Origin of the sequence: Aquimarina aquimarini (assembly GCF_900299535.1) — a bacterium.
In the GTDB taxonomy this organism is placed as follows: Bacteria; Bacteroidota; Bacteroidia; order Flavobacteriales; family Flavobacteriaceae; genus Aquimarina; species Aquimarina aquimarini.
Genome location: NZ_OMKE01000015.1, coordinates 97,935 through 110,217, shown reverse-complemented (window position 1 = coordinate 110,217; position 12,283 = coordinate 97,935). Strand labels below are relative to the sequence as shown.

The 12,283-nt window shown below is 33.2% G+C and carries 8 protein-coding genes; 2 read left to right on the top strand and 6 right to left on the bottom strand.

The window, feature by feature from the left end; genetic code table 11:
- The 5 genes from DG508_RS09120 to DG508_RS09100 all read right to left on the bottom strand — a co-directional run.
- Positions 1-4,216, bottom strand: a 4,216-nt coding sequence (locus DG508_RS09120; protein ID WP_108867850.1) for a DUF7507 domain-containing protein, incomplete at its 3' end; no start/stop codon positions are given.
- A 521-nt stretch (positions 4,217-4,737) separates the two neighbouring features.
- A complete protein-coding gene (locus tag DG508_RS09115) occupies positions 4,738-5,391 on the bottom strand; it encodes a class I SAM-dependent methyltransferase (protein ID WP_108867849.1) in 654 nt (217 codons plus the stop codon).
- 19 nt (positions 5,392-5,410) lie between these two features.
- The gene (locus DG508_RS09110) at positions 5,411-6,130 is read right to left on the bottom strand and encodes a DUF4198 domain-containing protein (protein ID WP_108867848.1); all 720 of its coding nucleotides are present in this window, start codon (positions 6,128-6,130) and stop codon (positions 5,411-5,413) included.
- A 221-nt stretch (positions 6,131-6,351) separates the two neighbouring features.
- Positions 6,352-7,686, bottom strand: coding sequence for a DUF4374 domain-containing protein (locus DG508_RS09105; protein WP_108867847.1), 1,335 nt, complete (start codon positions 7,684-7,686; stop codon positions 6,352-6,354).
- Positions 7,687-7,716: 30 nt separating this feature from the next.
- Positions 7,717-10,065, bottom strand: a complete 2,349-nt coding sequence (locus tag DG508_RS09100) for a TonB-dependent receptor (RefSeq protein WP_108867846.1) — start codon at positions 10,063-10,065, stop codon at positions 7,717-7,719.
- Between the two features lie 107 nt (positions 10,066-10,172).
- Between DG508_RS09100 and DG508_RS09095 the strand changes: the two genes are divergently transcribed.
- Positions 10,173-11,186: a helix-turn-helix domain-containing protein gene (locus tag DG508_RS09095; RefSeq protein WP_108867845.1), complete on the top strand. Its 1,014-nt coding sequence runs from the start codon at positions 10,173-10,175 to the stop codon at positions 11,184-11,186.
- 8 nt (positions 11,187-11,194) lie between these two features.
- Here DG508_RS09095 and DG508_RS09090 read toward each other — a convergent pair whose 3' ends face one another.
- On the bottom strand, positions 11,195-11,554 hold the full coding sequence (locus tag DG508_RS09090) for a hypothetical protein (protein WP_108867844.1): 360 nt from the start codon (positions 11,552-11,554) through the stop codon (positions 11,195-11,197).
- Between the two features lie 95 nt (positions 11,555-11,649).
- Here DG508_RS09090 and DG508_RS09085 point away from each other — a divergent pair, with 95 nt between their 5' ends.
- Positions 11,650-12,201 (top strand): flavodoxin, encoded by a 552-nt coding sequence (locus DG508_RS09085; RefSeq protein WP_108867843.1) that lies wholly within the window; start codon positions 11,650-11,652, stop codon positions 12,199-12,201.
- The last annotated feature ends 82 nt before the right edge of the window (positions 12,202-12,283 follow it).

The window sequence follows — 12,283 nt, the reverse complement described above, 5'->3', positions numbered from 1 at the left end:
CTCCTGTAATATTTGGGTTATCTGCCGCAGACCAGCTAAAGGTAACTCCACTTAGATTTACATCTCCTGTAAGATCATGAGCTAAGGCAACATCACTACAGATCGTATCTGTAGGAGTAGTAGTTGCAGAAGGTTTAGGATTCACCGTTACTGTAATAGTGTAAACTGTACCTACACAACTTGTGACATCACTGGTTGGTGTAATCGTATACACTACATCCTGAGGTGCTATTCCTGTATTTATCAATGTATCTGTAATTGTAGCGTCAGAAGATAGTGTTGTTGTTTCTCCTGTAATATTGGGATTATCTGCTGCAGACCAATTAAAGGTAACTCCACTATTAAAATTATCTACATGATCAATCAAATTTTGATTTAAAGAACCTTCAGTACACAATGAAGTTGTCATACTAGTATTTAATACTGTGGGTGACGGCTGTACCGTTACTGTATAGGTATAGGTATCCTGAAGCATCCCTCCACCATCAAATGCATTAATGGTATAAACCACATCTTGACTTGCTGTTCCCGAATTTATTAATGTATCTGTTATATCAGGTGTAGTGGTGGTTGTAATGGTTTCTCCGCTAATTAATGGATTATCCATCGCAGACCAACTAAAAGATGCAATAGAAGGGTCTGCATTTACAGTCAAATCATGAGAAAGCGTAGTGCTTCCACAGATAGTTTCGACAGGATTAACAGAAATCGTTTCTATGGCAGTAGGTGCTGTAATACTACCTGTTCTTGGACTTGCAGTAACAGTTACTGTATTATTAATATCTATTTGATTGGTAATATCTGTAGCTGTAATCACATACTCAGATGTCCAAGTAGCGGTTTCTCCTGGTCCTAATTCATCTACACTAGTATCCAATCCATCATCTGTTCCTGTTGTATTTTGTAGCATGGGAGTGCTTAATGTTCCACTACCAGAATGTGCATCATTAATGGTAATGTTATCAAAAGTTACATTACCTGTATTAGTAATTTGATATGTATATGTAACGGTTTGCCCTATCGTAACATTACTATTGTCATCTGCAACCTTTGTTACTGTCATAGATGGTGTTGATATGGTAGATACTACTGTTGGATCATCTACTGTATTATTAGGATCATTAGGATCATCAGAAATATCTGTTACACTTCCTCCCCCAGGATCAACACTTCCTACTGTTGCTGTATTAATTACCTGAGCAGCATCTAAATCTTCTTGTGTCAATGTATGGGTTGCAATAAAAATTGCGATTTCTGTAGGTAGCATACTATCTACAATATTATCTCCTCCTGAATCTGTACCTGTTGTACTTTGCAATACAACAGTATCTGCATTGGGGTCAACTACATTGATATTTGTTAATGTTACATTTCCTATACTAGTGGCAATTATAGTATAGGTAATCACCTCTCCAACGGTATCATATGCTCCATCTGCGGGAGGACTACTTACTTTGGTTACGTCTAATTGTCCAAACTGAGGAATACTCACTACTGTAGGATCATTTGGAGTCACTGTAGTAGGGTCGTCTGACGTATCACTTATAACTGCTCCTTCAACAACTTCTGTTCCTGTCACCGTTGCTGTATTAGTTGTATTCCCGTTATCAAAATCATTTTGTACAATAGTATGTTGTGCTGTAAAGACTGTAGAGGCTCCTGCTGGTAAGTTTGCTACAGATATCGGACTTATACTTCCTGGATCTGCATTTGAATCTGTGATGGTAACATTATTAATACTCACATTTCCTGTATTGATAACAGTGAGTTCATAGGTTATAACCTCGCCTAAAGCATTATACAATCCATCTGGTGCGGGTTGTGCAATTTTCTGGAGAACAAGAGCTCCTTTTTGATCTATGGGTGTAATCGTGGGATCATCTTCATTATTATTAGGGTCATCAGGATCATCAGAAATATCTGAAATCACAAAACCGTTTGATAGTGTTCCTTGAGCTATGGCAGTATTCACCACTTGATCTGCTTCGATATCTGCTTGTGTAATGGTATGGGTTGCTGTAAAATTAGCCGACGCTCCTACCGCAAGGTTATTGACAGAAGCTGGCGACAAACTACCTGAATCAATATTAGGATCAACAATAGTTACTAATGGAATTACTTGATCTCCCGTATTTGTCACTACAAAATCATAAGTTATTACTTCACCTACAGTATCATAACTGCCATCTGGTGGAGCACCATCTGTTTTGGTTATTGCTAGTTCATTATTAATTATGGTTATATCTTCGGTATCATCATCGGGTAAAACATCTGCTTCTACTTCTGTTTGAGAATTAACGATGATATTAGTAACTGTGGTTCCCGATGATATCTCATTGATTGTAGCTTCTACTGTCAGCGTGTGTACTTCTCCACTAAACATATCTCCGATAGTCCAATTAGGGGCTGTCCATGATCCAAAACTTGGGGTTGCTGTTCCAAAACTAAGTTCTGATGGTAGTATATCATTGATCACTAAATTGCTTACAGGGTCAACGCCAAGATGTTCTACTGTTATTGTAAAAGTAACTGTGTCTCCTTCGATTCCAGAAGTATTGTCTACTGTTTTTGTAAGTACAATTTCTGGAGCACAATTATAGACAGACAAAATTGCCGAATCATATGTACATGTTCCTCTAGTAACTCTTACAAAGAAATCTCCAGGTCCCATAGGAGTATAGGCACTTGTAGTTGCCCCTGATATTTCAACTCCATTTTCAAACCATTGATATGCATCAAAACTGGCAGAGATTTCAAACACATCAGATCCTGGTAAACAACCTCCTCCTGTTACATCAAGTTGAACAACTGGTACTGTATCAAATCCTGAAAAGTAACCTGCAATTCCTGCATTGCCACTTACACCAAAAAAACCTACTGCGATTGGCCCTGTAGATTGTACTTTGACATCTCCTGTGAGGCCTGAAACTGTAATTGTTTTCCAATCTGAAGTTCCTGCAACTGGAATAGAGGATGGTAGTGTAACAGCTCCTGTATTATCGGTTACTACAATATTAGCGTCTGGAGTGCTTGATGCTGCTGTAATTGTAATTCCACCTGTAAAATTAGCTCCAGCTACATTGCGTATATCATTAATATTATCCATTGCTGGTGGCAGTAAACAATTGACTGGAGCAATAAAATTTAATCCTCCTGTTTGTATACCACTGGATCCTGCTATATTTTGGTATGCATATACTTCTTTGTTCGTAGTTACATACATATTACCTCCTAAGGACGAGGAAGAATAATTAGTTGCAGGAATTACAAAATATTCTCCATTATTAATTGTAGCAATTGGAGTTCCCGAACCATTTACAAAAATATCTGTTCCGTTCTGCGTACCAATAATAATTGGTGTTTCGTTTACATTAGACCCATTAGTTCTAATAAATACATATTCTCTACCTAATACATTTTCTGGAACTGGTTGATCTATTCCTGCATCACGACTATTACTTGTTGCAGAAGGAGCTCCATTAAGGTTTCCGTTTGAGATTACTATATTTTTATTAGATTGTATTGTTGCTCCCAACCACCCATCAATATTTGCTGTCGTATTATTTCTAGGAGCCTCTAACACATATGATTGCCCTTCATTCAAAGTAATTGTTATATTATCGGCAGTAATTCCTGAGGCGTTACTTGTATTTCTAAATGTACAGTCTGTGTTATATCCAAAGACAGTTACGGTTGTATTGTCTGTCGTGGCCATAATTCCAACTACAGCATTTAACGTATTATGTCCATTTCCATAATTTGGTCTTCCACCCCATTTAAAAGAGGTTCCCATTGCTTGCCTCCCTTTTGATGTTAATGAAGTTGCTTGAGAATTAGACCTTCCTCTATAATTTACATAAAACTTCTGTCCTCCTGCGGATTCAAATTTTAATCCTCCATTATTTAATACAATCCCTGTACTATTTGTATTCACTAAAGTTATTCCGTTATTTCCATTTGCCAGATTATATGTCTGAGAATTTGTATTAGACAAATTGGTTATGGTTGCTATAGGTGTCATACTGGTTCCTCTATAAATAACTACATCAAAGGGTGTTGCTTCTGGTGTAGATAAATAAATTCTTTGCTGACTTATTGATCCTGTGCCACCATTACCCTGTTTTAGTGGGGGCAAATAATGTAAATCACTTAGCTGTCCATAAGTATGAAGGATACTGATAATTGTAATAAAAATAAAAATGCAGTGTTTTTTCATATGGAAGGAAATAACAATTAATAACAGGTAATGTGCACTAACTAATTTAATTACTTCCTTTGTTAAAATTTTGCTGATATATTTGAAAACCCATCAACTATCGGTAAAACCCCTGAAAAACAGACAAGGTGTAGTTTTTCGTTAAAATGCATACCTATCCTATAGTATCAAAGTTAATCTAAAAACACCAGTATACACGTGTGGAAAACCCTCATATATTTGAGGTTTAAGGCATCATAAAAATGTTTCTATGAAGAAATGAAACGAATTGATCAAAAAAGATCAATTCGTTATAATGAAAAGCGATACATTATATTGGTGTCTTTTAATTAATTATCGCTTGTTATGATTTTTCTGAGATTTGCTATTATTTCTTTGATGACACCTTATATTCATTTATTATTTGAATATATTAAAAATAGAAAAATATTCTTTTGTTCAGTAATTACTAGACATCAGATGTAGTAGCTATGGTCATTTTTACAAGGTGTTTTTATGCTTTGTTCACAATAGCATTAAAATTATTTTGTAAGCTTCATAATCAAATATTTTCTATTTACTGTATCACCTGCTTTGCTTTCTACTATTTCATTTTTTTCAACAGCTACTATCGACTTAAAAGGTATTTCTTTTGCTAAATTTTTGAATTTCTCTACATCATACAGTTCAAACCTTGTATCTACAAAAGGTAAGGTTTTCATAAAATTGATATCTGCAAATGTGATACATGCCATTCCGTCTATTTTTAAGACTTTGTAGATTTCTTTCAATAATTCTACAGGTTTTTCCCAAAAATAAAGGGTGTTTACAGTCATTATTTTATCAAAACAGTTTTCAGAAAAAGGGAGGGTACATCCGTCATACAATGTAAATTCTGCTTTCTTCTTGTCTACCCATTCTTTATTAAGTTTTTCTGATTCATCCTTCATAGAGTCTGATATCTCTAATCCTGTATATAATAAATCTGTTGTCTTAGTAAATATTTCTCTAAGGTGGCTTGCATTGCCGTGTCCTAACTCTAGGACATGGTCATTTGGCTTTAGGTTTAGCTGATCAATAGTATTAGAAATCATACCTGAATTGGTTTGATTCATTTTTTCTGCTATCTCTAATCCCGAATCTCCAGTAGGGCAACTTAATTGTGCTGCTATTGCCTTTAACTCTTTTTCAGTCATTATTTTTTGATTTTGTATATCAATTTATTGTGTATACCGCACAATGCCATGTAAATTGATATGGTTCTTCATTATATACTCCTGGTTCTTTATCCTCATGCGTTGCTTCAATCACATAACGGGTTTTGAATGGCAAATTAAAAATTATCATTCCATTTTTATCTGTCTTCATTTTTTTTGACCAACTTTCTTTCATAAAGATCGTAACTTCTGATTCTACCAAAGGTTCTCCTTTAAAAAGTACCTGAAGCTCTGCTTTATTGGTTGTTGTAGAGTGATCAATAATAGTAATACTCTCTGGATTAACTGCCGCAGTTTGGTGCACATTACTTGTGCCTACCGTTACTTTGGCTACAGAATGATATTGCGGTCTAAAGATACCATAATCATATTTTGTAAAATCTAAGACTTTATATTTTTTATTATCCAATACAACAGAATATATACCTTCTGTTTTGGGTGTAAAATTTGCTACATGATAAAAATCTTCTGCAGTCGTTTTTAATTCTGTTTTATTACCGTTTTGATCTACTACCCAAAGCGTATAATGTTTTGAATTTTCAAATACCTTTCCATCTGTTTTTTCTGAGGTTCCGCTAGAAAACTCACCAAAATACACCCGTATTTCATGTTCCTTTCCTATAGCTCCTGTTGGATTGGTTTCTATCCAAAAGAAATGAGCAAAAGTGTTTGTTGTACATAGCAAAAAAAGTGCTATTATTCCTATTGTTTTTTTCATTTTGTATGTTGTTTTCTTATATAAAAAAACACCCCTGAATGATTCAGGAGCGCTTTTTCTAAGGTTTGATTACTTGTTTATGATTTTATCAGATTGCCATCAAAGCCTGTCGAATAATTATGGAACATAGAAGTGGTATTATACAACATTCAACAAGGCTTGTCTGACAACGAAATCTGATTTACAAAAGCTATTTTTCTCCTCAAAGATCAAAAGAAGAGTTAATTAGACACTTTAAATATTCCTTTGAGTGTTAGTCCTTTTACTTTGGCTCCTTTGGTTGCCATTGCTGTTTCTGGATCTACTATATAGATATGAGTTTCTCCATCTTCAATCTTACCTCCAGATGCTAGTGACGCTCCTACACGACTACTTAAATAGGCTTTTCCATCTTCTACAAACATTGGCGAAGTATATCTATTGGCATGAGCAGGTATTCCTTGTACATCTGTTACTGTTTGATTGATCAAATCGATAACTACCATTTTAAAGAAACTTCCTTGTTCAGCAAATACGGTCCATGTTCCTAAAGAATCATCCATAACAATTCTACCGATAGCTTTTCCATTACCCACATAATCCATCCAAAATAACTTACCACCATTTGGTGCGTTTTCTACATCAAAAAAGTAATCTGGATCAAAGGTTGTTGTTCCATTTTTAATTCTAAGAATTCCAGAAGGTTTAGTTGCTCCAGTAATAGCAGCAGCATCAGAAGAAGATGAAAATGAGTAGATATCTCCATTCTCTGTTTTTTCGATTCCTGTACTATGCCCGTTAATCCCAATAAAACTTGTTCTTTCGTCTTCTATCAATGACTCCAGTTCAAACTCTGGATATTTAAATACTGCTACGTGTGCTTTATCTACCCCAACAGGAGCAAAGCTATTATCTGGTAACAATTTATGGTAAGACACAAATAATTTTCCGCCTCTTAGCACCATTCCTGTAACCCATGGAATATAAGCAGGGCTCCCTTCTGTTCCTTCACCAACACGACTATCGATGGCATGTGTAACTACTTTTTCTAGCAAGCCTGTTTCTGCATTGACAACATAAAAACTTCTATCAGGAATATTTTTGGTAAAATCATCTACACCACCAGTTAATTCTACAGCGAGTAATGTTTTATCATCAATAGCTGCATAGTTATCTAATGTTGACTGAAAAGTAAAGTTTGCTGCTTCTTTTAATTTTCCAGCTTCATCCAATTGATAAGCAATACATTTATCATCATCTCCATATCCTGATGAAAAAATAGTATTGTTTACGCTATGAAAAAATCTCCATCCTTTTAATGGGATTCCCTGTCCTTCTACTGTAATCTCTCCTGTTGTAAGAGACTCAAGGGATGGTAGTTCTAAAACATAATCAACTCCTGTTGCTTGTCCTATTGGATTAGCCTGAAAGCCTACTACATATTTAGATATCGAAATTGGCTCTGGATCTGGAGGGGTAATCGTTGTATCATCGTCACTACTACAGGAAAGAGCAACACTAGAGATTACAAAAAGTAGCAACATACTTTTTATCCAATTTATTTTTTTTGTTTTCATTGTTTTCTGTTTTAGTAATTATTGTAAAATTTAGTTCGATATAAAGTATCTTAGTTTTAGATAAAAAGCTCTTCCTGGCTTTTGTATATCAAGGTTATCTTTGACTATCGCATCTGTAACATTTCGTGCTTGTACAGAAATATTATACTTTCCTTGCTTAAAAGAATACCCTAGTTGAATGTTATGAGATAATTGTTCGGGAATAAAAAATCTCTCTTCAGGTGCTCCTTGACTAAAGGACTGAAAAGGGAATTCATTCACAAAATAAGAATCCAAAGAAAGAGACATCTTATCATGGTTAGAAAGTATGTTTGGTATATTATACCCAGCTCTTAAGTTTCCGAATAGATATGGTATATTAGCTATGCGTTCATTTAATACATCATCTTGTATTTTTTGGTAAGTAGCATTAACAGCAACGAAAAAATTATCGTTATATGTAGCCTTTATTTCTCCTTCTATACCAATACTACTAGCATCAGCAGTATTAAAATATCTGGAGTTAATCCCTTCAGACCATAAGACAATTAAGTTTTTTGTGTCTCTAATAAAGAAATTAGTGTCAAAATTAACTCTTAGTTTATCCCATTGATTGTTTAATAAAAAACCAATATTTACATTATAGCTTTCTTCTGGTAATAAATTGGGATTTGTTTTTAGTAACAGTCCATCTCCAAAAGCTTCATATCCTTCGGGTATTCTAAACGTTCTTTCAAAAGAACCTTTGACCTGAATACGGTCTGACATTTTATAAGTAGACGCTACCCCATATCCTAATTCTTCAAAATTATTTTTGAATTTTGTGTAACGATCTTCATCATTGGCATAAACATCTTCAATTATACCTTCAGAGTTTAGCAGATACCCTTTGGTAAATAATGTTGTACTCCAAGAGTCTTCAAAAAGACTTACATCATAGGATAACCCGAGTATGTTTTTATCTAAAATATGAGGATCATTAAACGCTATCCTTCCTGCTCTTGCAGGGTCTTCTCCTTGTCTTTTGAGGTAGTTTTTTGTGTAGTTAAAATTTAATGTGCTTTGTTCTCCTATTTTATAATTGGCAGAAGCATTAAGCAAATGCATTTTATCTTTAAACTCAAATAGAGTTTTACTGAATTCAAATTCTCCTTTATCTTGATCTGATCTTTCTATAAAACCTCCAAACCAATCATATTTTCTAGAAGAAGTATCCACCTTTTTATCATTATTCTCACTAATAGCTGCAAATAATTTCAGGTTTAATTTTTCTTTTAGCAAGTTTCTTTTTTCATAAATAATTGAAGCTTGAATTACATTATTTTCTTCAAACACCTCCCCAAATGGGTTTTGTGGATCAATTGGATGCTGAATTTCATTTCTATTGGCAGATGCTGTAATTCCTACCAATAGTTGATCTGCTATTTTTTTATCTACTATCCCTGCTTTTACATTAATCATTTGAGAATTATAAGCATCGTGAAATCGTCTTACACCATTGCGTATAGTTCCTGTGTCGTTACCCAGCTCATCTCTTATTTCTATCCCATCAATTTTATAATCATTATCTGAATAGTTATAAAATGAAGATACTTTTGCTACAAACCCCTTATCACTATAATACTGACCGTTTAATGTTGCACGATGGGTATTAAAAGACCCTATATCATAGGATACATCAAGAAAATCATTCTTACGTTGATTGGTAATTATATTTATAGCTCCTCCCAGTGCATCTGCTCCCAAATAAATAGGTACAACGCCTTTGAACACTTCTGCTCTTTCTACCAACGTAGCTGGAAAGTTATTGAGTGATAATGAGCTACCAAAGTTTTCTTGTGGTATTCCATCTATAAAAAACTTTACTTGCTTACCTGATAAACCGTTTAATGAAAAATCAAATCCTGAACCCAAACCTCCATTTTGTCTGATATTAACTCCTGGAATTGTCATAAGAACAGAATTTACATCAACACTCATATTCTTTAAACCTTTGGTCTCTATTACTTCTACCTCAAATGCTTTTTCACGAGTTTTTTGGGCCTTGGTTCTTCCTTTTACAATAACATCACTCAATTTATTAATGTCTTCTTGCAATCTTATGGTAAGTGATGTGGTTTCTGAACTGATTACATCTACTTTCTGCAAGTACGTTTTAAACCCTACATAACTTATTTTTAAGGTATAAGACCCAGAAGGAATTTCAAGAGTAAATCTACCTTCGAAATCACTTACTACACCTTTCTTTTTGAGTTCTACAACCTGTATAGATGCTTCTGGGACAGGATTAGAATTTTGATCAATTACTACACCTGTAATATTGGTTTGAGCATTACAAACAATACTACATAAAAACAGAAAAAACAGACAACTATTTCTTCTTAAAACAAACACTGACATACTATTTTATTTAACAATTTATTGAGAATTCATAATATTATATATATTTGATCTAAATAAATATAAATGCAAAATTAATATCTGGGGAAAGATAAAAACGACGTATTATGGATAAAAAAAGACGTAATATGGTGTCTTCTAAAAATATAAGTACTAACAAAAAAATAGATTGCATTTTAAACACTGTTAGTAAAACAGTTAGCACATATGCAAGTCATGGAATCTGTACAAGAAAATTTGAGCTTTTGCCTGAATATGGGTGTGGATCTATAGAATATCACTATTTTGATGGTTTATCTATAGGCTTTTTTGATGCTCAATTAAAAAAAGATTTAAATCTTGATAGTAGCTATCTTACTAATACTTTGAAGCTATCATATCTTATAGATGGTGAGCAAATTATTAAAGTTGATGGAAAAATATATGACCTCACTTATGAAAGTCAAGAGAGTTATCTTGTTTATATATCAAAAACTCTAGGGTCAACCCAATATAGTAAGAATAAGAAAATCAAAGAGGTAAAAATAATAATGACCCCTCATTTTATTAAAAAACATAAATTAGATTTAGAATACCTAATACACAATAAATATGCATTAGAAAATTTAAATAAAAATTTCACCAAGCCCATATGCAATCAAACTCAGGAAATACTTATTGATTTATTGACAAATACTCGGCAAGGACTCTCAAAACGTTTATTTCTAGAATCTAAAGCATTAGAATTACTATCTATTCAACTAGATTTGGGTCCTAATGTTCCTATAAAAAATGCTACTTCAGATACTATTATCAAAAAAATATATGAAGTTCAATTTATCATTAATTCTGATTTATCGACTCAATATTCTGTTCATGAATTAGCTCGTAAAGTAAGGCTTAATGATTTTATGTTAAAAAAAGAATTTAAGCGCGTTTTTAATATGACCATTTTTGAATATGCTATAAATGCGCGAATGACAAAAGCAAAAAAACTATTAAAATATGGCAAAAAAGCTATCTATGAAATCTCTGAATTAGTAGGATATAAAAACTCTACACATTTTACAGCAGCTTTTAAAAAAATAGAAGGTGTAACTCCAAAAAGATATAGAGAAAAAAGCTTGAAAAAAGTTTTTTAAAACCAACCTTACCCAATCTCGTTACTCAATAAAATATTGTTGTATTCTTCATGAAATAAAATACCTAGTACCAATTCTTCTAGCCCATCCAGAATTTCTGGAGTTAATTTAAAATTAATTTCTGCTTGTGGGGTATTACATTTTATGGTTTTATAACAATTCTTACCATTACACTTACCACATTGACATCCTTTTCTGGCAGAACGTATAACCGTAAGAAATGACTCTATTTCTTTGATATCCATCAAAATAGCTATATCCCCTATCTGTAATTGTATTTTTTGTTTTATCTCTTTTTCATAATCACTATTTCTAATTGAATATGCCGTTCCGGTACTGTTATAATATAATGGATCTAAAGTATACATGCTTCTTAAATTTCAGTTTTCAAATTTATTACATTATTTTTATTTAGAATAATTAAAAATAATTTATTTTTGTATAAATATTTAATATAACTATTATGGAAAAAATTGGTGTTTTTTACGGATCAGACACCGGATGTACCGATGATATTACTAAAGACCTTGTATCTCTTTGGGGAGCTGATCAATTGGATGTTAGAGAGATTGATGATGTATCTAAAGAAGATTTTGATCAGTTCAAAATTCTTATTTTGGGGTTATCAACATGGTATGATGGGGATTTACAAAGTGATTGGGAGGCTTTTTATGATGATTTTCAAGAAATAGACTTTACAGGTAAAGTTATCGCTTTATACGGCCTTGGAGATCAAATAGGGTACGGAGAGTATTTTGTAGATGGAATTGGAATCTTAGCTAAAGTTATATTAGAAAACGGAGGTACAATTATTGGTCATTGGCCTATAGAAGGATATCGTTTTACAGATTCTGTTGCTGTGATAGAAGAAAAGGATGACCACTTTTATGGTCTTGCTATAGATCATGACAATGAATCTGAATTGAGTGATGCTCGCTTAGAAAAATGGGTTAATCAGGTAAAATCTGAATTAAAACCTCATTTACTTTCTAAAGAGGAATATATAGAAATATAAGTGCTCGACAGCATAAAGAATCATCTCTAAAAAAACCAGTTTTTATAGTAGCATTTAGAAAAATTAAGAACCTTAATTCTTA